Origin of the sequence: Streptomyces sp. NPDC057702, assembly GCF_042799315.1 — a bacterium.
GTDB lineage: Bacteria > Actinomycetota > Actinomycetes > Streptomycetales > Streptomycetaceae > Streptomyces.
Window position 1 is genome coordinate 95,946 of record NZ_JBHVJC010000021.1, and the last position, 23,281, is coordinate 119,226.

The following is a 23,281-nucleotide window of genomic DNA, read 5'->3' on the forward strand; positions in this document are numbered from 1 at the left end:
AGAACGACCCGTTTGCCACACGACTGCTCTCCTGTGCGAGTGGCCGACCGGACATCGAAGCGATCGTGCGCACCGGATCGCGAGCGCGACGAGGCGGCCGGTGCGCGGCGCTGGCGCGCCACGACATCGAGCTGCGCTCCACCGAACCGGAACGCCACGGAGGTGACGGCGACCGGGGCGGGGGACGGGGCGCCGCCGACGCGGGTGTCGGACCGGAAGGGCCCGGGGACGACCCCGCGTGGCCGGTGTTCCACGCGGGCGCTCTGGCGGTGGACTTCCAGGTCGTGCCGGTGCGGCAGCTGGGCGAGCTGGCCGCCGAGGAGCGTGACGCACCGCGTCGGCGTGGCCACCGGATCCCGCTCGACGGGGAGGGGCCGGCCGGCGCACCGCCCGCGCCCAGCGGGGCCGCCCGGGAAGCGGAACGTCCCGACGAGGACGGGTTCCAGGAGCTGGGCGCCGCGTTCTGGCACGGGGTCGCGCACCTGTCGCGCTGTCCGGCCCGAGGGGGGCTGTGGGTGGCCAAAGCCCGCGACGGGACCGCCAGGACACTCCTCCTGACGGTGACCGTGTGCCCCGCGCACAGCCGCCGTGGAGTCCGGCACGACGCGTGGCGCCAGGGTGCCGAAACGCGCGGTGGGGTCGCCCCCGGCGCACGGGAGCGTGTGGCCGGCGCCTGCGGGGGATTCGCTCCCGACGCGTGCCCGCGCGCTGCCCGGACGGCGGCCGACCTGTTCGCGGAACTCTCCCGCGAGGTGACCGGTGCGTACGGGTTCGGCGCCCCGGAGGCCGTCGCGTACGCCGTCCGTCCCCCTCTCGACCGGCTCCCCGCGCCCCACGACCGAGCCCGCTCCCCGGCCACCGCCACCGCCCGGCGCGGGCGCGCGGCAGGCCGCCCCGTGCGGCGGGCGGGGGGCGGAAGCGAGGCCCACGGCGTCGCGGGGGCCGGCGGTGGCGGCACGCGTGCGCCGCCGGCCCGGGGCTCAGCGACGGGGGAGGCCCCCGACGGTGACGCCGAAGTGGGCGGTCCGCGCGCCCTCGCCGAGGCGTAGCAGCCCGGCCTTCTCCAGGACCCGGGCCGAGGCCGGGTTGGACAGCTCCACGGAGGCGTGCACCGTGTGCACCTCGGGCGCGGTCAGCGCGAACTCCACGATGGCGCGCGCCGCTTCGGTGGCGTATCCACGCCCGCGACGGGAGGCGACGACGCCGTAGCCGAACTCGACGGCGCCCTCGTCGGGCGGCCAGAACAGGCCGATGGCGCCCACCGCCAGGCCGCTCTCCCGCTCGATGATCTGGCGCTGACCGTAGCGGCCCCGGCCCTCGGGGCGGGTGGCGAGGTAGTCGGCGATGACCCGGTCCCCCTCGGCGGGGAAGTCCTCGGCCCAGTGCGCCCGGCGCGCGCCGTCGACGACGGCGGCGAGCTCCTCGGCGGACCACTGTCGTAGCGCGAGGCGGTCTGTGAGCAGGTCGGGCACCGGCATGTGGGCGTCGGGCGATGGCGTGCCGGCGGTGGGACTGGATGACATGTGAGGCTCCTGGTCGTGGCGGTGACCGGGTCGCTCACCTGTCGCGGCGACCCGGGGGAGGGCATGCTGATGACGTCGTCGGCCGGGCCATGTTCATCAACCTCCTGGTCCTCGCGTGCGGTCGGGGGAGTGAGCGGCCCCCGCGCGACAGCTGCCTGTCGCGTACACGCCGGAGCGTAACAAGGGCTCGGGGCGCGGTCGCCCGGACCCCGGCGAGTGGGCGGGGCGAGGGGGCGTCAGGGCGCCGGGAGACGCAGGGCGAGCATGGCGATGTCGTCGCGACCGGTCTGCGCGGGGTGGGCCAACAGCACGTCGCAGAAGACGTCGAGGGGTTCGCGAGCGAGGGCTACCGCATGGCGGCGCAGTCGCTCAAGCCCCTGGTCCAGGTCCTCGTCCGGACGCTCGACCAGGCCGTCGGTGTACAGCAGCAGGGTGCAGCCGTGGGGCAGCTCCCGCACGCTGCTGGCCCGCGGCTCCTGGGGGCTGAGACCGCCGAGCAGGATGCCCTGCGCGTCGTCGAGGAAGCACGCCGCGCCCTCCCAGGTCACCAGCAGCGGCGGTGGGTGACCCGCGACGGAGTAGTGCAACCGCCACGGCCCGCCGGGTGGGCCCTCCACCCGGGCCAGCACACAGGTGGTGGTGGACTCCTGCGGGCTCAGGACCAGCGTGTTGACGTCCAGGCGGCGCAGGATGTCACCGGGCGGCTCCTCCCGGTCCACGGCCAGCGCGCGCAGCATGTTGCGGGTGCGGCTCATGGTGACGGCGGCGTCCAGGTCGTGTCCGGCCACGTCGCCGATGATCAGCATGGTCGCGCCGTCGCGCAGCACGAACGCGTCGTACCAGTCGCCCCCGACCTCGGCCGCCGCGGGGCTGGCCAGATAGCGGGCGGCCATCGCCAGGTCGGGTACCTCGGGTGGCGGCGTGAGCAGGCTGTGCTGCAGGGCCTTGGCCACCTGTTGGCTGCGCTGGAGTTGCAGGGCCCGACTGAGCGGGGTGTGGGCCCGCTCGAACAACTCGCGCATCAGATCGCGGTCGGCCGCCGACAGGGGCTCACGATCGCCGCAGGCGTACGCCACGACGACGGCCACCACCTCACCGTCCACCAGGACCGGCAGCATCGCGCCGCTGTGCGCGCCGATGTGGTTCAGCCAGACCCTGGTACCCGGCACGGCGAAGTCCGAGGGCACGGCGCCGGCGGCGAACGTGGCGTGCAGGGGTTGCCGTCCGTGCACCACCCGTGCCATGGCGTGGTGCGGGTCGATCAGCTCCTCGCCGCGCAGCGGCGGCGTCGGCGGCAGGCCGGGGCGGGCGGTGGCCGCGACCCGCTCCACGGCCAGCGGGGCGGCGTCGGGCTTGCACTCGGGGCCGGAGAACTCGTTGAGGAGGTAGACGCCGCACTCGTCGGCGAGCGCGGGCACCAGGACCGAGCTGAGCACGGCGAACGCCTCGAAGGCCGTCGGCGACTCGGTCACCGCGCGTGCGGCGCGCCTGATCAGCGCGCTGCGCCGGTCGGCCAGCCAGCGCTCCTCGATGTCGGTGTAGGCACCCACCCACTCCAGCACCCGCCCGTCCTCGCGCACCGGGACCGCGTGCAGCTCGCAGTGGCGGTAGCTGCCGTCCGCCTGGCGCAGCCGGTACGCGTACCGGAAGACGTCGGGCACCTCCTCCAGCGCGCGCAGCCACGCGCGCGTCAGCTCGGCGCGGTCCTCGGGGTGGGCGCTGTCCAGCCAGCCCCGCCCGCGACTGGCCTCCTGGGTCTGGCCTGTCGTCCGCTCCCAGGCGGCGCTGTGCTCGATGACCTGCCCGTGGCCGTCACTGACCCACACCTGCTGGGTGAGCGCCGTGGTCAGGCACTCGTACCGCCGCAGCGCCCGCCGTCGCTCCTCGGCCAGCACCCGGGTGCGCTGGGCGGCGTGCACCTGCTCGGTCTCCTCGGCGACGACCAGCAGCAGGCCGGGCTCCTGGCCGGCGAGCTCGATACGGGTGGCGCTGAACGACAGGTACCGCTGGAACCCTCCCCCGGCGGGAGCGCCGCCCACGGTGAAGGGGATCGCGGACGCCTGTGTCGGCCGGCCGGTGCGGAAGGCCGCCTCCAGCAGGTCCAGGTCCGCCTGCTCGCGCAGGTCGGCGAAGAGCTCGCGCAGGGGTACGCCGAGCGGACGGGCGCCGAAGATCGCGTGGTAGGCGCGGTTGGTGTACGCCAGGGCCAGCCGGTCACCGCGGTAGACCGCGACCCCGACCGGCGCGGTGTCGAAGACGTCCAGCGGCAGACCACTGGAAGTGATTTTCTCCTCATTACGCCGCAAAGACGACATACCCATATCATGCGCCATGATCGCTCCGGCCGTCACGGGGCGGCCGGGCGCTCCGGCCGGGGGTGGGTCCGACGCACCGGACCCGCGCCGAGGGCCGGGCGGCGCGCCACGAGGCCGGTGCCCCCGACACCGGTGACCGGCGCGTGCTTCCCGCGGCCCGGCTCCCCGCCCGACGGCTCCCCGGCTGTCGGCCCCGCTCGCCCCGCTCAAGCGACCCGGGGCCGGCCGCGGCCCCACCGGGGAAGGTGCGCCCGGCGCGTGGACCGCGCGGGCCCGGCCGTTCACCCCGCCCGGCCCTTCACCCCGCCCGGCCGCTCACGCTGCCCCGGTGGCGAACGCGTCCACGCCCGCCCACTCGGCCGTCAGCGCCCACAGCCGCGCCGCCTGGTCCGGGTCGACGGCGTAGTCGCGGACCCCGCCGCTCATCGGGACGGCGCCCTCGGGGAACATCTCGGCGACGTCGCAGTTCTCGCAGTAGAGGCCGCCCAGGCCCGCCAGGCGGGGGGAGGTGGCCGCCCACACCTGGGTCGCCGCGCCCTGCTCCGGGGTCTTGAACCTCGCGGCGGGGGCGCCCGCCTCGTCGATCCACTCCTGGTCGATCATCTCCTGGCGCGTCAGGTGGCGCTGGAGCGAGGTGAGGATCGCGCCGGGGTGCAGGGCGAAGGCCCGCACGCCCGCGTCGCGGCCGAGCGCGTCGAGATGTACGGCGAAGAGCGCGTTGGCCGTCTTCGCCTGCCCGTAGGCCAGCCACCGGTCGTAGCCGCGGGTGAACCACGGGTCGTCCCAGCGGATGTCCGAGAGGTGGTGACCGGCCGACGACACGGAGACCACGCGCGCGCCGCGCCGGGCCAGCGCCGGCCACAGGTGGTTGGTGAGCGCGAAGTGCCCCACGTGGTTGACGGCGAGCTGGGCCTCCCACCCGGGGCCGACCCGGGTCTCGGGGCAGGCCATGATCCCGGCGTTGTTGACGAGGATGTCGAGGGGGCGCCCCGAGTCCAGCACGCGCGCGGCGAACGCGCGCACGCTGTGCGGGTCGGTGAGGTCGAGTGAGTCGACCTCGACGCCGGCGATGCCCTCCAGGGCCCGCTCGGCGGCGTCGCGTCGCCGGGCCGGGACGATCACGTGGGCGCCGGCGCCGGCGAGCGCGCGCGTCGTCTCGCGCCCGAGCCCCGAGTAGCCGCCGGTGACGATGGCGAGGGTGCCGGTGAGGTCCACTTCGCGCAGGACGTCGGCGGCGGTGCTGTGGGCGTCGAACTCCGACCCCACGGTGTGCTGGGAAGGCGCTGTCATGTCGCGCACGCTAGGGGTTGGAGAGCGCTCGAAGGCAAACGTGGGCCCGTGCGGGGGCGGGCCTCACGGGTGCAGCGGGATCTCGTAGTGCACCGTGCCGAAGCCCGGCCCGTGCTCGCCGGTGGACCTGGCGTCGAAGACCTCTTTGGCGACGCTGTCCCAAAAGCCCCGCGCGCCGGGGATGTTGACGTTGGTGTGCAGGTAGACGCAGTCGTATCCGGCGGTCGCGGCGGCGAAGTCGCACGCCCGACGCACCATGGCCCGCGCCAGCCCGTGCCTGCGGTGTTCCTCCGTGACGTAGACGCGCACCAGTTGCGCGGTGGAGCCGGAGGGGTAGCGCTCGGCCAGCCAGCGGGGGTGCGGCGGGTGCGCGGGGCCACGGGAGAGCAGTCCGGTGGTGCCCACCACCCGCCCGTCGTGGACCGCCACGACGAGTAGATGGCGCGGATCCTTGAGGTAGGCGCCCTCGATGTCGACGACGTCCGCGTGCCAGGCCGGTACGTAGCCGTACCCGAACTCGCGGTAGAAGGTGTCCAGCATGACCCGTCGGGCGCCTTCCGTGTCCGTCGACCGGGCCGCGCGCAGCTCGTAGGGGCCCACGCGGTGGGAGGTGGTGTCGCGATCCATGGCGCACACCCTACACCGGACATGAAAACCATTATCAGCAACGGATCGGGGTGCCCGCCGCCCGCCGTCCCGGGGCGCGCCCCGAAACGGCGGGCGGCGGGAATCGCTCAGTCGCTCGCGTCCGTGCCGGCCAGCGCGTTGTCCACCAGCCGCAGCGCAGCCCTGGCCTGCGCGTCCGTCGGATCGCCCGTCATCCGCAGGGTGAAGATCGCGGCGCTGGCGGCCCGCGAGCCGTCGGGCCGTACGCCGCTCTCGGAGACCACACCCAGGTGGGTACCGCCGTGGAACCACAGCCCCTCGGCGCTGCCGCGCGCCGGCCGCCAGGCGATGCCCAGCCCGTAGCGCACCCCGCTCGCCGCGATCCAGTCCTCGGCCGGCACCGTCTGCCGCATCGCGGCGAGCTGGGCCGGCCGCAACAGGCGACCGCCGAACAGCGCGCGCAGGAACGTGGCCAGTTCGCGCGGCGTGCTGATCAGCGAACCGTCCGCGTATCCGCCGTGCGCCAGCGTCGTGTCCGTCAGGCCGCTCCCGTCGGGGAAGGCCGTGTACGCGGTGGCCGTCGGTTGTGGCACGTACGGTGAGGTGCCCGGGATCAGGGTGTGGCGCAGGCCCAGCGGCTCGATGATGCGCTCGTGCACCTCCCGCGCCCACGGGTGGCCGCTCACCCGCTCGATGACCAGGCCCGCCAGGACGTAGTTGGTGTTGGAGTAGGACCACCGCCGCTCGCCGGCCGGGTCGTCCGCGTCGGGCAGCCACAGCGGTGGTTCGCTGAGCGCGGCGGCCACCTGCTGACGGGGCGTGCGCCAGGTGAAGCGCCCCTCGCGGTAGCCCTCGGGCGTGGGGGCCTGGCCGCCCGAGACCGCGAGGTGGTCGTTGAGGCCGCTGGTGTGGCGCAGCAGGTTGGCCACGGTGATGCGCCGCCCGTCGTTGCCGTTGCCTCGCACCAGGCCCGGCAGCCAGCGCTCGACGGTGTCGGTGAGGGCGAGCCTGCCCTCGCCGACCAGTTGCAGGGCGACGGTGGCCGTGAACGTCTTGGTGTCACTGCCGATCCGGTAGTACGCGTCCCACGGCACCGGATGACCCGACCTCAGGTCGGCGACACCGGCCCGTGCCGCCGCGCGGGCAGTGGCCGACCGCACCTCGGCCAGCACGCCGGTGGCCCCCGTCGCGTGGAGGGCGTCCACGTCGCGCTGCAGGCCCGGGTCAAGGTGGGCCCGGTCACCGGCGCGCGCTGGTCCGGTGGCGGCACTGGCCGCCGCCGGGGAGGCGCCGGCCAGCAGCGCGGCGGCGGCCGACATCCCCGTACGCCGGCTGAAGGCCGGCTTGGCCGCGCTCACCCTCGCGCCCCGGCCGGGGCGCAGGTCCGGTCGGTGGCGGGCAGCGCGCCACCACCCAGGTACGCGTTCACGGCCCGATCGGCGCACGGTACGGGCGTCAGGCCGTCGTTGCCCCGCCCGTAGACGCCGTGCGCGCGGATGTCGGCGGTGATCAGGCGCGAACCGGTGAGCTTCTGGTGCAGGGCCAGCGCTCCCGCGTAGGGCACGTTGTTGTCGCGCCGGGCCTGGAGCATCAGGACGGGCACGTCGTTGCCGATCCGGGTGCCCGGCTCGGCGGGCTCGGCGCCCCAGAAGGCGCACGGGGCGATCATGCCGTTGACGAACGGTCCGAAGACCGGCTGCGTCGCCCGGCTGCGCTGCGCGTTCTTCCAGTACGTGGACGGCTTCTTGGGCCAGCCACCGGCCGGCCACCCGCCGTCGCCGCACATGAACAGCGCCCCGCCCACCATGCTGTCGGCCAGGTCGGGGGAGCGCAGCAGCTCCAGCAGACCGGCGAGCTCGGGGCCGGGCTTCGTCAGCTCACCGGCGTCCGCGGCGACCAGGTCCCGCACCACGCTGGCCAGCATCGCGTCGTGCTCCTGGTGCTGGATGAACTGACGCAGCAGCAGCCGCAGCAACGGGGCGTCCAACCGCTGGCCGTCGACGACCAGCGGTCGCCGCTCGGCGTGGTCGAGCACCCGTAGCACGCTGGCGCGGACCGCCGCACGCGTGGCGCCGAGCCGGTAGGTGGCATGCCGCTCGGCGGCCCAGGTGGCCCACTCGTCGAGGGACTCCTCCAGCGGCTCGCCGGCCCGCTGGAACAGCTCGTACTGGGTGGCCGCCGGGTCGGTCGAGGAGTCGATGACGACGCGGTCGGCGCGCGCCGGGAACATCTGCGTGAACACCGCCCCCAGGTCGGCGCCGTAGGAGACGCCGTAGTACGACAGCTTCCGCTCGCCGAGCACGGCCCGGATGGTGTCCATGTCCCGGGCGACGTTACGGGTGGAGGCGTGCGGCGCCAGCGTCGCGTTCTCGCCGTGCTCCACGCAGCGCCGCGCGGTGTCCCGGGCGGCGCGTACGGACGCCTCGAAGTCCCGCCGGGGACTGGTCGTGGGTCCCGGCGGAGTCGTCGGCGCGGCCGGGGCGCAGGACAGCGGGCTGCTCTCGCCGAGGAAGCGCGGATCGAAGCCGACAAGGTCGTACGCGTCCGCCACCGTGCCCAGGGTGGGCCGCAGGGCCAGCGGGTAGTCCAGCCCGGTCCCTCCTGGCCCGCCCGGGTTGGCGAGCAGGATGCCGCGCCGCTGGCCCGGGTCCTTGGCCCTGATCCGCGAGATGGCGATCTCGATCGTGCGACCGCCCGGGTCGGCGTAGTCCAGCGGTACGCGCACCCGCGCGCACTCGGCCCCCGCCGCCCGCAGCGCGCTCTGCCCGGCCGAGCACGGGCCCCAGTCCAGAGGCTGCCGCTGGTAGGCGGCGCTGGCGGCGGGCGAGTGGGGTGCGGAGGCGGCGGTGGGCGCGGACCGGGGTGGTGGGGCGGTGTGGGCCAGCGCGGGAACCGCTCCCGCCAGCAAGCCGGTCAGCCCGAGTGTGGCGGTGACCGTTGACGCGACGCGCATCGTGCTCCTTCGAAGCGAAAGGGACCGTCGTCGAGCAGGTGGTGACGACCTGGATGACGCTAGAAGGGGGGACGCGGCGGGACCATCAGGCCACCTGGCCGGTGCCAACGGGGGCCACCCCCCGCACGGTTGGCGGGCTGGCGGGCTGCGGGGGCTGTCGGTGATCTGCTAGCCCGGGTCCGTACGCACCGGGGGCGAGCTCCGCTCGCCGGCGAGCTGGCGAGCAGGGTGGCCGCCCAGTCGTCCGAGCCCCGGAAGGCGAGCACCGGACCCCGCCTTCTCACCTCGGCCCTCAGCCCGACCCTCGGGCCGGCGGCACGCGAAGACGGGTCCGCCGCGCGTGGGCGCGCGACGGACCCGTGGGGCGCCCCGGACGCGGCCCGGGGGCCGGGTCAGGACTGGGGGCGCCGGCCGTGGTTGGCGGCGTGCTTGCGGCGGGCCTTCTTCTTGCGGCGTCGCTTGGACGACATGTCATGCCTCCTCGGGGTGTCGGGTTCTCCCTCCCATGATGGGAGCTTTAGTGAGCTTCCACCCTTTTACCCGACTTCGCGGCGTATGGCGCGAGGCTTTAGGCGCGTCGCCGGCCCGCGCCGCCCGTGGCCGCGCCGCTCGGGCGAGCCCCGTCAGGTGCCGGGGCGACAGTTCATTTGGTGGTTGATCCACAATCCCCCCACAAAGCCTCCAGAAAGCGGGAGTTCATGCGAAGATTCCGTCCCCGGCTCGACCGGGCCGGGGTGACAAGGGGAAACAACGTGATACCTAAGACCTTCAGATCCGCCGTCGGGGCGGCCCTGACGGTAGCCGTCTCCGCCGTGCTCCTGCCGGCGTCGGCCGCCAGCGCGGCCGAGGGGGCGAAGGCACAGCCGCGCGGCGCGGACGCCGCGACGATCGCGACCTTCAGCCGCATCGCGGACGCCGTACTCTCCGAGCGTACGACCGCGGTCGTCGACGGCAAGTCCGCGCGCCGCGCCGCCAAGCTCGGCGACGGCGGCGTGCGCCTGTCGACGAAGCTCGCGCGCTCCGAGGACGGCGCCGTCTCCTCGCTCGGCAAGCGCAAGGCGCGCCTGGCCGCGCTGGGGGAGGCGTACAGCTCCGGCGACACGAAGGCCACGGTCGAGAAGGCCAGTGTGCGAGGCGACCGGGCCACGGTCCAGGTCACCGAGACCACCACGCTGCGCTACAAGAAGATCCGTGGTGACGAGCCCGCGACGACCGGGTTCCAGGCCCACCACGAGCTGACCCTGGCGCGCAAGGCGGGCGGTACCTGGGAGCTGATCGGCCTGCGCTCCACCGACGAGGGGCCGGTGGCCATCAACGCGCCCGCCGTGGCGCCGGTGGCCGCGGCCAACGCGCTTCCCAGCGCCAAGCCCGCCGCGACGAAGAAGCCCGCGAAGCCCCAGAACAAGCCGCCCGGGACCGCCGGCCTCGACTACAAGGCGATGGCCACCTACGCCGAGAAGTACTGGCAGAACTACAACCCGGCCTACCGCAAGTTCAACGACGCCGGCGGGGACTGCACCAACTTCGTCAGCCAGGCGCTCAAGGTCGGTGGCTGGAAGCACGACTCCGGCGACTACGCGGACTACCGCAACTGGTGGTACGACTCCTCGTACCAGAGCCTGTCGTGGGTCGGGGCCAACGAGTGGTCCTGGTTCACCCTGCACCACAAGCGGGCGACCAACCTGGCCAACGTCTACGACATGGGCGTCGGCGACGTCATGCAGATGGACTTCGACCGGGACGGGTCCAAGGACCACACCATGCTGACGACCTACCGGAGTGCGAGCGGCGTCCCGTACCTGACGTACCACTCGGTCAACACCTACCGGAAGTCGGTGGCGAGCATCATCGCGTCCTACCCCAACTCGCTCTACTACGCCTACCGCGTCTGACGCGGATGAGGCGGAGCCCGCACCGCGCCGGCTGACCGCCGGTGGGGCGGTGCGCGGACCGACCGCCCGCCACTGGCCGCCGCTGCCGCGCGGCCACCCGGGCGGGCCGCACACCGTCCCGGGCCCCGTCGGTGCCGCGCCACGGCACCGGTGGGGCCCGGCCGTTGGCGCGCGAGACCGGCGCGGTGGGGCACGGGGCGGCGGGGGTAAACCCCCGCCCGGCCGTGGGGGTAGCGGCCGTCGGCGCCGGGGGAGTGCCGGCTGCCGCCGCGCGCACCACTCGGCGAGGCTGGTCCCGCATCCCAGCCACACCCACCGAGCCCGCAGGAGACCCGTGCACCAGCGCGAACGCCACCCCCGCCGCCTCTTCCGACCCCGGTCCGACGCCGGGTCGCTCACCCCCACCGCCCGTCGCCGAACCGGCGCCCGCACCGCGGTCCTGGCCACCGTGTTGGCCCTGACCTGCGCGCTGCCCGCCACGGCGAACGCGGCGGCCCCCGACCATGCGGCCGCGACCCGGGGCGACCACCAGGCGACCCAGCGGGCCATCGACGCGGTCGTCGCCGGCGGCTCGCCCGGCGTGCTCGCACGGGCCAGCCAGGGACCCGCCACCTGGACCGGCCAGGCGGGCACCGCCAACCTGGACACCGGCGCACCACGCCAGGCCGACGAGCGGTTCCGCGTCGGCTCGATCACCAAGACCTTCACCGCCACGGTCGCCCTCCAGCTGGTGGGCGAGGGCACGCTGCGGTTGGAGGACACCGTCGACCACTGGCTGCCCGGCCTGGTACGCGGAAACGGTCACGACGGCCGGCGCATCACGCTGCGCGAGCTTCTGGGCCACACCAGCGGGATCTACAGCTACACCGACGACGCGGACGTCCAACGTCGGGCCTTTGGCACCGACTTCCTCCGCCACCGCTACGACACCTGGAGCCCGCGCGACATCGTGGGGATCGCCATGTCCCATGAGCCCTACTTCGCCCCCGGCGCCGGGTGGCACTACTCCGACACCAACTACGTCGTGGCCGCCATGGTCATCGAGGCCGCCACCGGCCACCCCTACGCGCGCGAGGTCGAACGCCGCGTCCTGCGCCCGCTGCGCCTGACCGGCACCACCCTCCCCGGCACCGCCGCCAGCCTGCCCGCACCCAGCGCCCGCGCCTACTCCAAGCTGACCGGCACACTGGGCGGACACGGCCAGCCGGGCGACCCCACCTACGACGTCACCGACCTGAACCCCACCGTCGCCGGCGCGGCGGGCGAGATCGTCTCCACCACGCGCGACCTCAACCGGTTCTACCGGGCACTGCTCTCGGGCGAACTGCTGGCGCCGCGCCAGCTACGCCAGATGACCACCACCGTGCCGATCGAGGGAACGCCGTTCTCCTACGGCCTGGGGCTCATGAAGCAGCGAACCTCCTGCGGCGACCTGTGGGGCCACAACGGCGCCATCCAGGGCTCCCTGTCGACCACGCTGGCCACCGCGCACGGCGAGCACGCGTTGTCGGTGCACATCAACGGCGACTGGGGCGGTGCCTACCCCCAGGTCGTGGAGGCCGAGTTCTGCGGGACGTAGCCCCCGCCGGGCCCACCGGCGGTCCGCGCCGCGCGCCACCCGAGGCGGACACGGGTGGCGCGCGAGAGGCACCGTGGGGCGCCCCGGGGCTCAGCCCGTCCGCTCCGCGCGCCGACCGGCGGCGGCCAGGGCCAGCCCGACGGCGCCGAGCACGGCGGCGATCCACAGCGGGGCCGTCAGGCCCCACCCCGCCGACAACGCCCCGCCCGCCAACAGCGGACCACCGGCGTTGCCGACGTTGAACGCGGAGATGTTGGCCGCCGAGGCCAGGTCGCCCGCCCCGTCGGCGCTCGCCAGCACCCGGGTCTGGAGCGGCGGGATGACGGCGGCACCCACCAGCCCGAAGAGCAGGAAGCCGACGATCGCGGCGGGCTTGCTGTGGACGGCGGCGAGCAGCAGGGCGGAGACCACCGTGACCCCGGCCAGCGCCCCGAACAGCGTCGGCAGCAGCGCACGGTCCGCCAGCCGCCCGGCCAGCGGCGTCCCCACCACCATGCCGACGCCGACGAGGACCAGCATCAGCGGGACCGCGTGGGTGGAGAACCCGGTGACGTCCGTGAGCAGCGGCGAGATGTAGGTCAGGACGGTCAGGAACGGGGCCCAGCCGCAGGCCGTCGCCGCCAGCGCCAGCCACACCCGGCCGCGCCGGAAGACCGCGAACCCCCGCCGTGGGTCCACCCCGGTCGGCGCCGGAGTCCGCGGCACGTACCGCGCCAGCGCCACCAGCAGCACGACGCCGATGCCGGTGACCGCCCAGAACGCGGCCCGCCACCCCCACGCCTGTCCGAGCGCGGTGCCCCCCGGCACACCGACCACGTTGGCCAGGCTCAGCCCCATGAACACGGTGGCGATCGCGCTGGCCCGCCGCTGCGGGGCGACCACGTCGGCGGCCACCACGGCGGCGATCCCCACATAGGCGCCACCGGCCAGCGCGGACAGCACCCGACCCACCAGTAGTACCGCGAATCCGGGCGCCATAGCGCTCAACAGGCTGCTCACGACGAACAGCCCGGCCAGCCACAGCAGCAGACTCCGGCGGGCGACCCGGGCTCCCGCGACGGTCAGGAGCGGCGCGCCGACCACCATGCCCGCCGCGTACCCCGACACCAGCAGTCCCGCGCTGGTCAGCGAGACGTCGACACCGGCCGCCACCTCCGGCAACAGCCCCGCGATGACGACCTCGGTCGTCCCCACGGCGAACGCTCCCAACGCCAGGGTGAACAGCGCGGCCCGGCCCCCCGTACGCCCCCCGTCGGGAGCCGGCCGACCTGTCGCGGCCGGAGCCAGGGCCGAGGGGTCGACGGGCGCCGGCGGAGCCGGCTCACGCGGCGGTGACAGGGCGTCGGGGGGCGTCGAGGGGGGCGCCGCGGCCGTGGCGGGCGCGGCGGGGCGGGAGGCGGTCAGGGGAGGATGCGAAGGATCGTGGTTCACGCCCTCCAGACTGGTCGTCGGTCGGCGCGGAAACAGCCCCGGTTCGCGCAACCACCGGTAAGCCGGGCTTACCGATGCCTAGCCACCCCCGGCGCGCGGCTCCGTCGCGGTCCGGGCCACCCGCTCGGCCACCTCGACGAAGGCACGGACCCGGGCGCTGTCGCCGGCCGCGCGCCAGACCAGCGCGTACTCCAACGGTTCCGCGTCACTGAAGGGCACGTACAGCACGCCCCGGGGCGTGTACGCGCGGGCCACGTCCGCGCCCACCGGTGAGATGCCCTGCCCCGCGCCGACCATCGCCAGCGTCTCCTGGAGTGTGGCCGCCGACCGGCCGCGCCGCACCGGCTGGCCACCGGGAGTCAGCGACGGCGCCAGGTGCTCCTGCCAGTACTCCGGCACCGTGCCCCCGCACGCGAAGACCCGGTCCCGCGCCAGGTCCTCGACGCGGACCGTGGCACGGCCGGCCAGCGGATGGTTGGCCGCGACGGCGAGCATCCGTGGCACCCGCAGCACGACCGGCCCGCACACCAGGTCGGGCTCGACGACCGGAAGCTGGGTGACCAGCACGTCCACCTCACCCGTCCGCAGCGGCCCGAACATGTCCTTGATCTGCGTCTCGTGGATGCGCACCTCGGTGCCGGGATGCCGGCCGGCCAGCGCGCGGACCACGTCCATGACGAACTCCCCGGCCGCCGTGCCCAGGTAGCCGACCGGAAGATCCCCGTCCACCCCTCGGGCCTCGGCCCGCGCCCGCTCCAGGGCGTCCTCGATGCGCCGGTAACCCGGTTCGACCTCCGCGTGCAGCCGCCGGCCGAGCGGAGTCAGCCGCACGCTGCGGCTGGTGCGCTCGAACAGCGGAGCCCCGATCCGCCGCTCCAGGCCCCGGATCGTCTGGCTCACCCGGGCCCGCGACACATGGAGCCGCTCGGCCGTCCGCCCGAAGTGCAGCTCCTCGGCGAGGATGACAAAGCTCTCGATCTCCAGCCGCTCCAGCACCCGTCCGACCCTACCTCGGGCGAACACCCTCCCGCCCGGGCCGGCAGCCGCGCCCGCCCGCCGCGTACGCCCTGCCCCCTGACCACGTAAGGCCACAGCCGCCAACCGCGCCACGTCCCGTACGGCGCACCCCGACGCTGGCGCGGCGCGACGCGTGGGAGCCCGTGGGTGGCAGGCGACAGGCGGCAGCCGCCCCTACGAGCCGCGTGGCGGGCCCCCCGAGCCCCGTACGGCGCCGATCCGTGGGGGGAACCTCACGGCCGTACGCCGTACCCCGTACGCCGCCCACGTGCCCGCGACAGCCCGTGGCCCGCTCCGTCCGACGGGCCGGACGCCCCGGGAGGGTGGAGCACGGGCCGCCGCCCCGGGGGACGGGCCCGCCCGCCCGGGAGACGGGCCCCCACGCCGAGTCCCGGTCCTCCCGGGGCGGGCCCGCGCGACGGTCTCCCCAGGCCGAGGGTCGGCGCCGCCACACGGCGGCGGTCGCGCGCCCCTGCCGAGTGGGCTACGCGCCCGCGCGGGCGGGGCCGAGCGCCAGCCGGGCGGTGATCGTCTTGGGCCGCTGGTACTCGTGCAGCGCCAGCACGCTCAGGTCTGTGCCGTGGCCCGAGGCGCCCCGGCCTCCGTGCGGCAGCTCGGCGGTCTGGACGAGATGGCAGTTCACCCACGCCTCGCCCGCGTCCAGCCGGCCCGCCAGCTCCAGACCCGCCCCCACGTCCCGTGTCCACACACTCGCCGCCAGCGCCTGCGGCACCCCGCCGGCCATCCGCAGGGCTCCTTCCACGTCCGGGGCCCACTGGACGGTCAACAGCGGGCCGAACACCTCTTCCACCACCGTGGGGTCATCGTCCGGCACATCGGCCAACACCCGGGCCCCGCGCCAGAACCCACCCTCCTCACCCGCCGGCGGTGCCACCGGTGCCCGCTCGTCGCGCCCCGCGCGCGAGGCCGCGACGAGCCGGTCGTAGCGCGCCGCCTGGTCGGCGTTGTTCAGCGGCCCGAAGTCCCGCCCCGCCACCCGCCGCGCCATCGCCTCCGTCAGCCGCTCGACGGCGACCTCGTAGTGCTCGCGCAACGTGATCACCCGGGCCGGGGCCGCACAGCTCTGCCCGGCGTTGTACGTACAGGCCCGGGCCAGCTGGTCCCAGGTGTCCTCGGGCGCGTCGGGCAGCACCAGCGCGGGCGCGTTGCCGCCCAGCTCCAGACTGACCCGCCGGGCGCCGGCTCGGGCCGCCACATCCACCCCGGCCGGCTGGCTGCCGGTGAAGGCCACCATGTCCACCTCCGCCTCGACCAGCAGCCGCCCGGTGGTCCGGTCGCCGGGCAGCGTCAGCAACACGCCCGGGCCGAGCGCCTGGTCGGCGTGCTCGGCCAGCAGCTCCAGCGCGTCGGGTGTGGTCTGTGCCGGCTTGACCACCACCACGTTCCCCGCCGCCAACGCGGGCGCGCACCGCCAGGCGGCCATCATCAGCGGATAGTTCCACGGCACGATCACCCCCACCACACCCAGCGGCTCCCAGCGCACCCAGCTCTCGTGCCCGGCCACCAGCCGCCCGGCCGCCGGCGTCAGCTGGGCACGCGCCGCCGACGCGTAGAACCGCACCAGGTCGGCGACCTGCTCCACCTCGCCCGCCGCCTCCGCGACCGGCTTGCCCGTCCCGGCCCGCTCCCGGGCCACGTACGACTCCGCGTGCTCCTCGATCAGCGCGGCCAACCGGTCCAGCCGCCGCGAGCGCTCCCTGGGCGTCAACTCCCGCCAGGCCGGCCAGGCCGCGCGTGCCGAGGCGAGCGCCGAACCCACCTCGGCCTCGCGCCCCGCCCGCGCCACGGCCCGCACGCGCCCGGTACGCGGATCGAGCAGGGGCGACGAACCCGCCTCGGATGTCGGGGTACTCATGGCCACGTCCTCCAGATGTCGACTCGTCCAACCCAACTCAACCCAGTCCCACCCCGCCCCGCCCCACTCACGCGGCCCACCCCCGCTCGACGGCCCGACGCCCGGGCCCGCCGCGAACCGTGCCGCGCCTCACAACGCGTAGGAGCGCAACCACAGTTCGAGGGTGAGGACCAGCCACAACTTGCTCCCCTGGCGGGGCAGCAGGGTGCCTTCGCCGTGCATCCAGGTGCGCACCGTCTCCGGTCGGAACAACCCTCGCTGCCGCGCGGCCCGCCCCAACAGCAGGTCGCCGCCGAGCTCGCGGAGCGGCCCGCTCAGCCACTGCTGCACCGGCACCCGCATCCCGCTCTTGGGCCGGTCGACCACGGTGGCCGGCAGCAGGTCGCGCACGGCCTCCTTGAGCACCCACTTCTCCACCGTGCCCCGCAGCTTGAGCCCCGGCGGGGTGGCGAACGCGTGGTCGACGACCCGGCGGTCGAACAGGGGTGAGCGGCCCTGCACACCCTGGGAGGCGGTCAGCCGCTCCACCTTGGTCAGAATGTGGTGCGCGCCCTTGGTCCGCAGGTTGCAGTGCAACAACTGGTTGAGCAGGTACTCCATGCGTTCCGGGCCGCTCAGGTACGGCTCGACGAACCGCTGTGGCGCGGGCGCGTCGGCCAGCGCGCGGAGCGCCTCGGGCGTCAGCAACTCCGGCAGGTCGCTCCAGCACTTGCGGTACGAGCGCAGATACGCCGTGGCCCGGTCCTCGCCTGCCCCCGACGGGTCGCGGTGCATCTCGTGGACCAGCATCGGCAGGTTCTTCGGACCGCCGAAGACCGGGTCGCCGCCCTCCCCGTTGAGCGCCACCCGCAGCCCGTCACCCGCCACCGCCTCGGCCAGCATCAGGTTGGGCACCGTCAACGGGTCACCCACCGGACTGTCCAGTAACGCCGCCGCGTCCGCCAGCCGTGCGGCCACCGACGCGCCCGAGACCGTCAACACCCGGTGACGGGTGTGGCAGTGCGCGGCCACCAGGCTCGAATAGCCCAGCTCGTGTGGGAGCCCGTCGCCGAAACTGATCGAGTACGTGTGCACCGGGTGCGTGTGCAGCTTCGACGCCAGGGCCGTGACCAGGGAACTGTCGATTCCCCCCGAGAGCAGCACCCCGACGGCCGCGCCCTCGGGCAGGCGGCACGCCGTCGCCTCCTCCAGGGCGGCGCGCAGCGCCAACACCGGCCCCGACGGGTCGTCGGACACCGGGTCGGCCAGGCGCTCACGCGGCTCCCAGTACACCCGCTCCACCACCTCGCCCCCCGCCGTGAGCCGCACCACCCGGCCCGGCAACACCTCGCGCACGCCGCGCAGCAGCGTCTCGTCCCCGGGCAGGTAGGCGAAGGTCAGGAAGGAGCGCACCGCCGCCAGGTTCACTCCCGTACCCAGCGCCGGCCACCGACGCAGCGCCCGCAGCGACGACGACGCGGCCCAACAACCCTGGGCGCGGGCGTAGAACAGGGTGCGGGCCCCCACGTGGTCGCGGATGAGCAACAGGTCGGTGCCGTCCAGGACGGCCAGCGCGAACATGCCCTCGGCCAGGGCGACGCCCCGCTCACCAAGCCGCGCCCAGCAGCGCAGCAACAACTCGCCGTCGGCACAGCCGGGCGGCGGCGCCGCGCCCACCGTCGCCAGCGCGGCCAGCAGCTCGCCACGGTTGTGCACGGTGACCTCGCCGACACCGGTCACCCCGTCGGCGACGAAGGGGCCGGTAGCGTGCCCCGGCTCGTCCCACACCAACCCGGCCCCGGCCGCCCCACCGGAGCCGGTCGGGCCGGGTGGCGCCGCGCCGGCGACGGTGTCCCGAGTGGCGCCCGGGGTGGCGCCCATCGCGGCGAGGTGGGCGCGGGCCCGGTCGGCGTCGGGCGCCAGACAGGCGCACAGGCGAGCCATGTCAGGCTCCTCTCCCTGATCGGTGTGCGGGGTGAACGGGTGGGATGGTCCGGGTCGGCGCGCGCCGACCGGGGTCGCTGACCGGCCGGCGCGAGAGCCGGGCCCGCTACGCCGTCGCGTGCGCGGTGCGCGTCGGTGGGCCGACGCGGGCGCGGGTTCGCGGGGCGCGTGCGCGCGGATCAGCCGAAGTCGTCGTCGCTCCAGCCGCCGTCGTCCGCCTCCCAGCTCCCCTCCCAGCCCTCCTCCTCCGCGCCACCCGCGTCACCGCCACCCCCACCGCCGCCCGCTCCCTGGGCCGCCTGCTGCTGGCGCAACGCCTCCTCCTCGGCGGGCGTCAGGTGCGCGGGGGGAAGCTGCGCGGCGGTGACGGCCAGACCGGCCACCCCGAGCGCGGCCAGCGCGACACCGGCTCTGCCGCCGAGCGAGGTGCGGTTGACCAGCACCGTCTCGCCACGCCCCCACAGGGTCCGGCCGTAGCCGATGTCCCGCCCGTAGGTGACCCGCCCATCGGCGTCCACACGCTTGATGACGCGCTGGCCGAGCAGTTCGTCGGTGCCCGTCGCGCCCCGGTCGTCGTGCCAGTGCACGACGCCACCGTCGCCGCGACGACGCCACTCCTGGCGGCCGTCCTCGTATCTGCGGTGGACGCTGTCATCGGCGAGCAGCTCGTCCGTGTAGCCGATGTCACGTGGCCGGATCATGCGCGTGTGGTCCTCGGGTGTGCGGTCGGCGGGCAGTGGCTGCCCCGGGTGGTACGGGCGCGCGGCGCGCGGCGCCCCGTCACGGCATGGGCCAGGTCAGGAAGCCGGCGGCCCGCGCGCCCCGCAGCTCGCCCCACATCGAGAGGCGCGGCGGGCGCGACCCGCGCGTGAGCCGCAGCACGGCGCGCAGCAGCCGAGCCGGCGGAACGGCGGCCATCTGCGCGAACCGCCCCCGCGCCAGCCACGCCACCTCGTGCGGGCGCAGCCCCCCGGGCAGCGGATCGGGCAGCGTCACCGGGCCCCGGGCCCGCCCGGACGGCAGACGCAGCGCCCCCGCGTGCCGGGGCGCCAGCCCCAGCGACGACACCCGCACCCCGGGCACCGGGCCCAACCCGGCCCGTACCAGCCCCGGCAGGGCCAGGCCGGCCGGACTCGCGTCGTGCAGCACGTGCACGGTGGCCCCCTCCGCCCGCCCCAGCGCCGCCACCAGCCGCGCGTCCAGCGGCCGACTCTCCCCGGCGGCCAGGATCGGACAGCCGGCCTCCAGGTGCACGTGGTTGGCCACCAACATCCTGGCCAGGGAGGCGTCCTGGCAGACCAGCAGTCGCGGCAGCCCGTAGGCGTACACGTCGGGCTCCCGCGCCGGGCCCCTCGCGGGACCGGTCGCCCTGGCCCCGGCCTCGCTCAGCAGCCCCGGCACCGCTGCCGTACGGTCCCGCAACGCCCGGGTGAAGTGCGTCAGCCGCAGGGAGGGGGCGGGGGAGTGCGGGAGGCGGCGCGGTGCGGCGGGCAGGGGCCACAGGACGCGGCACGTCGCGTAGTAGAGCTGGCGTTCGGTGAAGCGGATGCCGCCGGGCGCCGAGGCGCGCGCGGCGGCCACGGTGATCGCCCGGTCCAGGAGCCGGTGCGGCAGCGCGCGCCCCGCGCGCTGCCGCCACCACGCGTCGTGGGCCGACTGGTCGAGCTCGGTCATCGCGGGGCCCCGCCTTCGGTCGGTGTGGTCTCGGGCGGGGTGGGCCAGGTGAGGAAGCCGGCCTGGGACAGACGCCGGTGTCGTGGGTCGCCCGCCAACCGGTCCCGCTCCACCGCCTGCCGCACCGCGTGCCCGACGACGGTCTCCAGCCGCGCTGGGGGCACCGACGCGAGGGGGCACCACCAGCCCTCGGCGAGCCAGTCGGCGATCGTCAGCGGCAGTCCGGCCGCCGTGCGCAGCCGCTCCGCGTCGATCGTCGAGGGCCCGTCCACCAGCCGCACCAGCTGTCGGGCGCGCGCGGTGTCCGCCGAGAGCCCGGCGTCGACGACCACCCGGCCGGGCAGCGCGGCACGCGTCTCCAGCGCCAGCACGGTGCCCCGCGCGCTCGCGTCGTGCAGGACCACCACCGGAACCCCGGCGGGCAGGTCATCGACGGTCCCGGCCACCACCAGCCCCCACTCCCGCAGCAGGCCGTTGACCGCGAGGAAGACGACCACCGCCCGATCGGAGCACAGCAGCGCGGCCCGGGGCCGCTCCGGCGGCGCGGCCTGGTCGACGTACGTCTGGTCGTCCACGATCCCCGGCGGCAGCGCGCCGTACACCCGCGTCCAGCGGTCACACATCATCGCGCGGAACGCGGCGTACGAGGGCTCGACGCGTGCCCAGGCGGGCCGCGCCGGCAGGTACGAGCTCTGCCGCTCGGACGCCCAGCCACACAGGAACAGGCACAGCATCGCGGTGACCCACCACTTGGCGCCCCGGGGCGCGGGAAGCAGGCTGGCGGTCACCACGAGCGCGGCGGACAGCAGCAGCGCGCACGGCCAGGCGCTCCGGTGACGCTTGCCGCGCGGGGCCGTCGCCGCCAGGTACGGGTTACCCGTCCGGCTCAGGTACCAGAACTGGGTGAGCGTCACCTGAAGCCGGCCGTCCTGGGTGAGCTGCCGGGCCCGGCGCTGGATGCGCAGGTCGTTCATGCCCCGGCCGTCCGCCTTCGGGTCCAGGGCGAACGCGCGCCCACAGCGCGCACACGTACCGCCCACCCGCTCCTTGCCCAACAGCCGCGCCTGACAGTGTGGGCACGTCATCGCGCCTCCCCGGAGGGCCAGGTGAGGAAGCCGACGCCGGCGGCGCGCCGCCACTCGGGATCGACCCCGCGAGTCATCCGCTCGGCATCGCGGCCCACCACCGCGAGAAGTCGCACGGGTGGGATGGCGACCAGCGGAAACGACCATCCCCGACGCAACCAGGCGAGCTCGTCCTCGGTGTGGTCCCCCGTCGCGGTGAGCGCGACCAGCACGTCCTTACCGGGCCGGCGCTCCCGGTAGGGCACCGCGTTCGGCAGGGCCCGCACGACGCGCAGCGGCGGCCCGGCGCCGACCACCCGCCGCCCCGGCAGCGCCGCGCGGACCTGCCCGGGCAGCAACAGGCCCCGCGCGCCGGCGTCGTGCAACACGAGGACGGGCCCGTGCGCCAGCACCCCGGACACCTCGCGCGCCAACAGCAGACCGAAGCGCGCGGGCAGCCCTTCCGCGGCGAGGAAGGCGGCGACGGACAGGTCGGGGCACAGCAGGGTGGCGTGGTACCCGCCGGCGGGCTCCGGCCCGGGCCGGGGGTACTTCCGGTCGTCCACCACACCGGGCGGCAGCCCGCCGTACACCCGTGCCCACGGGCCGAGCACGTCCGAGTGGAACCTCTCGCGCGGCAGGCGCGGTCGGCCCCGTCCCACGCCGAGCGCCTTCGAGACGAGCAGCACGACGCCGAGCAGCAGCAGAAGGACGCCGACGACCACGAGGAACGCGGGCCCGCCGACCATCGCACTGGCGGTCAGCACGCCCCCGAAGAGCAGCGAGGCGGCGACACACCCACCGTCGCCCCGCGCGGAGCGCAACGACCTGCGCGACAGGGCGTACCACAGGTGCCCCGGCGTGCACGGCAGCCGGCCCTCCTCGGTCAGCTTGGCCAGCACCCGGCGCACCCGCAGGTCGCTGAGCTCCAACGGGCTGGTCTTGGGGTCCAGCGCGTAACGTCGCCGACAGCCGCCGCAGACGTTGCCGGGGCGCTCCTTGCGCAGCAGCGACTTCTCGCAGTGCGGACAGATCACCGAGGGGCCTCCAGCGCGCTGGCAAGGCGACGCATCCGGGTGGCCAGCCGCTCCCGCACGGTGGTCGTCCCCGGGCCCCGCAGCCGCTGCGCGCCCTCGATGTCGCGCAGCGCCGTGGCCAGGGCGGCGAAGTCGGTGCCGGAGCGGGAGAGGGTGCCCAGCGGCCCACCGCCCTCGGCGGGCGTGGCGGCCGAGCGCCGCTCCGCCTCGCTGGCGGTGATCGCGTAGTCCTCGTGGTCGATGCCGTAGCCGGTGTTGGCGGCCAGGATGGTCAGGGGCGCGGTGCCCCGGTTGGCGAACGAGTGCGGCATCATCTCAGGGATACGAATCATCACGCCCGGCACCAACGGCACCTCGGTGACCTCGCCGCGGTCCGCGTCGTAGAGGCCGCAGGCGGCGTGCCCAAGGCTCAGGACGAAGTGCTCGCCACCGTGCGCGTGCGGGGTGAAGGCGCTGCGCGGGCCGACGACCCCCAGCTTGACGGTCGCGTTCGACGGCCGCTCGGGCGAGGTGGCGGCGTCGCCGACCAGGTAGTGGGCGAACTGGCCGTCGTCGATGAAGCGCAGGAAGTCCCGCTCCGGCCCCAGCTCCCTCGCCCCGTCCCGGTCGGCGAGGACGATGCCCCCGCCGGGCAACAACCCGTACAGCTCCACCCCGCTGGGCAGCGTGCCGGCGAGTCGCCGGATACGCCGCGGTCCCCCGCCGTCGAGCAACCCTGACAAGCCGTCAGCGTGTGGCATGCCGGACATCAAGCCCCCCGTGGTCCCGTGTACGCGCATGCGCATCGTAAGGCGCTGATCGGCGTATTCGGGAGCGTGCGGATCGATTCGTGACCAACGGACCCTCCCGAACCCGCCGTTCCCGACCCGGCCCGGTCGTGCGCCGAACCACCCACCCCGGACATCCGGAACAGCAAGCTCCGCGAGGAGGGCCACCCCGGGCCGCCCCCTCACCACCCCATCCCGGCACGTTGCTCGGCTGGTTGGCTGGCTGGTTGTGCGCGTGCGCCGCCGGGTGGGTCGGCCGCTGGGTGGCGGGGCCGTCCGCCGCAGGGCGTGCGCCGGGTGGTACGCCGTGGCCGCTCGGGGCGACCCCGGGTGC

Annotated in this window: 18 protein-coding genes; 3 read left to right on the forward strand and 15 right to left on the reverse strand. The window is 75.3% G+C overall.

The features are described from left to right. Positions 1-245 precede the first annotated feature (245 nt). Positions 246-1,049, forward strand: coding sequence for an aminoglycoside 6-adenylyltransferase (locus ACFVFR_RS17910; protein ID WP_383702671.1), 804 nt, complete (start codon positions 246-248; stop codon positions 1,047-1,049). Here the strand turns inward: ACFVFR_RS17910 and ACFVFR_RS17915 are convergent. The 6 genes from ACFVFR_RS17915 to ACFVFR_RS17940 form a co-directional block, all read right to left on the reverse strand. Next, entirely contained in the window at positions 981-1,523 is a 543-nt protein-coding gene (locus tag ACFVFR_RS17915) for a GNAT family N-acetyltransferase (protein ID WP_383702569.1), read from the reverse strand. The genes ACFVFR_RS17910 and ACFVFR_RS17915 overlap by 69 nt on opposite strands. Positions 1,524-1,759: 236 nt before the next feature. Beyond that, positions 1,760-3,838: a SpoIIE family protein phosphatase gene (locus tag ACFVFR_RS17920; protein WP_383702571.1), complete on the reverse strand. Its 2,079-nt coding sequence runs from the start codon at positions 3,836-3,838 to the stop codon at positions 1,760-1,762. A 315-nt stretch (positions 3,839-4,153) separates the two neighbouring features. Continuing rightward, complete coding sequence (locus ACFVFR_RS17925; RefSeq protein ID WP_383702573.1) at positions 4,154-5,128, reverse strand: SDR family NAD(P)-dependent oxidoreductase; 975 nt, start codon at positions 5,126-5,128, stop codon at positions 4,154-4,156. Between the two features lie 63 nt (positions 5,129-5,191). Then, positions 5,192-5,755: a GNAT family N-acetyltransferase gene (locus ACFVFR_RS17930; RefSeq protein WP_383702575.1), complete on the reverse strand. Its 564-nt coding sequence runs from the start codon at positions 5,753-5,755 to the stop codon at positions 5,192-5,194. 107 nt (positions 5,756-5,862) lie between these two features. Next, complete coding sequence (locus ACFVFR_RS17935; protein ID WP_383702673.1) at positions 5,863-7,053, reverse strand: serine hydrolase domain-containing protein; 1,191 nt, start codon at positions 7,051-7,053, stop codon at positions 5,863-5,865. 35 nt (positions 7,054-7,088) lie between these two features. Next, a complete protein-coding gene (locus ACFVFR_RS17940; protein WP_383702577.1) occupies positions 7,089-8,687 on the reverse strand; it encodes an alpha/beta hydrolase in 1,599 nt (532 codons plus the stop codon). Between the two features lie 752 nt (positions 8,688-9,439). Between ACFVFR_RS17940 and ACFVFR_RS17945 the strand changes: the two genes are divergently transcribed. After that, positions 9,440-10,579: an amidase domain-containing protein gene (locus ACFVFR_RS17945; RefSeq protein WP_383702579.1), complete on the forward strand. Its 1,140-nt coding sequence runs from the start codon at positions 9,440-9,442 to the stop codon at positions 10,577-10,579. A 334-nt stretch (positions 10,580-10,913) separates the two neighbouring features. Next, entirely contained in the window at positions 10,914-12,158 is a 1,245-nt protein-coding gene (locus tag ACFVFR_RS17950) for a serine hydrolase domain-containing protein (RefSeq protein ID WP_383702581.1), read from the forward strand. 90 nt (positions 12,159-12,248) lie between these two features. Here ACFVFR_RS17950 and ACFVFR_RS17955 read toward each other — a convergent pair whose 3' ends face one another. From ACFVFR_RS17955 to ACFVFR_RS17995, 9 genes are all read right to left on the reverse strand, one after another. Then, a complete protein-coding gene (locus tag ACFVFR_RS17955) occupies positions 12,249-13,367 on the reverse strand; it encodes an MFS transporter (protein ID WP_383702675.1) in 1,119 nt (372 codons plus the stop codon). A 300-nt stretch (positions 13,368-13,667) separates the two neighbouring features. Continuing rightward, positions 13,668-14,585, reverse strand: a complete 918-nt coding sequence (locus ACFVFR_RS17960; RefSeq protein WP_383702583.1) for a LysR family transcriptional regulator — start codon at positions 14,583-14,585, stop codon at positions 13,668-13,670. A gap of 505 nt (positions 14,586-15,090) precedes the next feature. Next, positions 15,091-16,482, reverse strand: a complete 1,392-nt coding sequence (locus ACFVFR_RS17965; protein WP_383702585.1) for an aldehyde dehydrogenase family protein — start codon at positions 16,480-16,482, stop codon at positions 15,091-15,093. Between the two features lie 129 nt (positions 16,483-16,611). Continuing rightward, positions 16,612-18,405, reverse strand: coding sequence for an asparagine synthetase B family protein (locus ACFVFR_RS17970; RefSeq protein WP_383702587.1), 1,794 nt, complete (start codon positions 18,403-18,405; stop codon positions 16,612-16,614). Positions 18,406-18,584: 179 nt separating this feature from the next. Next, on the reverse strand, positions 18,585-19,106 hold the full coding sequence (locus ACFVFR_RS17975; protein WP_383702590.1) for a hypothetical protein: 522 nt from the start codon (positions 19,104-19,106) through the stop codon (positions 18,585-18,587). A 79-nt stretch (positions 19,107-19,185) separates the two neighbouring features. Next, positions 19,186-20,079: a hypothetical protein gene (locus tag ACFVFR_RS17980; protein WP_383702592.1), complete on the reverse strand. Its 894-nt coding sequence runs from the start codon at positions 20,077-20,079 to the stop codon at positions 19,186-19,188. Continuing rightward, positions 20,076-21,164 carry a hypothetical protein gene (locus ACFVFR_RS17985; RefSeq protein WP_383702594.1) on the reverse strand — a complete coding sequence of 363 codons (1,089 nt, stop codon included), beginning with the start codon at positions 21,162-21,164 and terminating at the stop codon, positions 20,076-20,078. The genes ACFVFR_RS17980 and ACFVFR_RS17985 overlap by 4 nt, the downstream gene beginning before the upstream one ends. Beyond that, positions 21,161-22,180, reverse strand: a complete 1,020-nt coding sequence (locus ACFVFR_RS17990) for a hypothetical protein (RefSeq protein WP_383702596.1) — start codon at positions 22,178-22,180, stop codon at positions 21,161-21,163. The genes ACFVFR_RS17985 and ACFVFR_RS17990 overlap by 4 nt, the downstream gene beginning before the upstream one ends. Then, the gene (locus tag ACFVFR_RS17995) at positions 22,177-22,902 is read right to left on the reverse strand and encodes a cupin domain-containing protein (protein WP_383702598.1); all 726 of its coding nucleotides are present in this window, start codon (positions 22,900-22,902) and stop codon (positions 22,177-22,179) included. Before ACFVFR_RS17995 ends, ACFVFR_RS17990 begins: the two co-directional genes overlap by 4 nt. Positions 22,903-23,281 lie beyond the last annotated feature (379 nt).

Bases quoted from the DNA above. Each gene is read 5' to 3' on its own strand.
- ACFVFR_RS17915 (WP_383702569.1), bottom strand. From the start codon at position 1,523: ATGTCATCCAGTCCCACCGCCGGCACGCCATCGCCCGACGCCCACATG.
- ACFVFR_RS17920 (WP_383702571.1), bottom strand. From the start codon at position 3,838: ATGTCGTCTTTGCGGCGTAATGAGGAGAAAATCACTTCCAGTGGTCTG.
- ACFVFR_RS17925 (WP_383702573.1), bottom strand. From the start codon at position 5,128: ATGACAGCGCCTTCCCAGCACACCGTGGGGTCGGAGTTCGACGCCCAC.
- ACFVFR_RS17930 (WP_383702575.1), bottom strand. From the start codon at position 5,755: ATGGATCGCGACACCACCTCCCACCGCGTGGGCCCCTACGAGCTGCGC.
- ACFVFR_RS17935 (WP_383702673.1), bottom strand. From the start codon at position 7,053: ATGTCGGCCGCCGCCGCGCTGCTGGCCGGCGCCTCCCCGGCGGCGGCC.
- ACFVFR_RS17940 (WP_383702577.1), bottom strand. From the start codon at position 8,687: ATGCGCGTCGCGTCAACGGTCACCGCCACACTCGGGCTGACCGGCTTG.
- ACFVFR_RS17965 (WP_383702585.1), bottom strand. From the start codon at position 16,482: ATGAGTACCCCGACATCCGAGGCGGGTTCGTCGCCCCTGCTCGATCCG.
- ACFVFR_RS17970 (WP_383702587.1), bottom strand. From the start codon at position 18,405: ATGGCTCGCCTGTGCGCCTGTCTGGCGCCCGACGCCGACCGGGCCCGC.
- ACFVFR_RS17975 (WP_383702590.1), bottom strand. From the start codon at position 19,106: ATGATCCGGCCACGTGACATCGGCTACACGGACGAGCTGCTCGCCGAT.
- ACFVFR_RS17980 (WP_383702592.1), bottom strand. From the start codon at position 20,079: ATGACCGAGCTCGACCAGTCGGCCCACGACGCGTGGTGGCGGCAGCGC.
- ACFVFR_RS17985 (WP_383702594.1), bottom strand. From the start codon at position 21,164: ATGACGTGCCCACACTGTCAGGCGCGGCTGTTGGGCAAGGAGCGGGTG.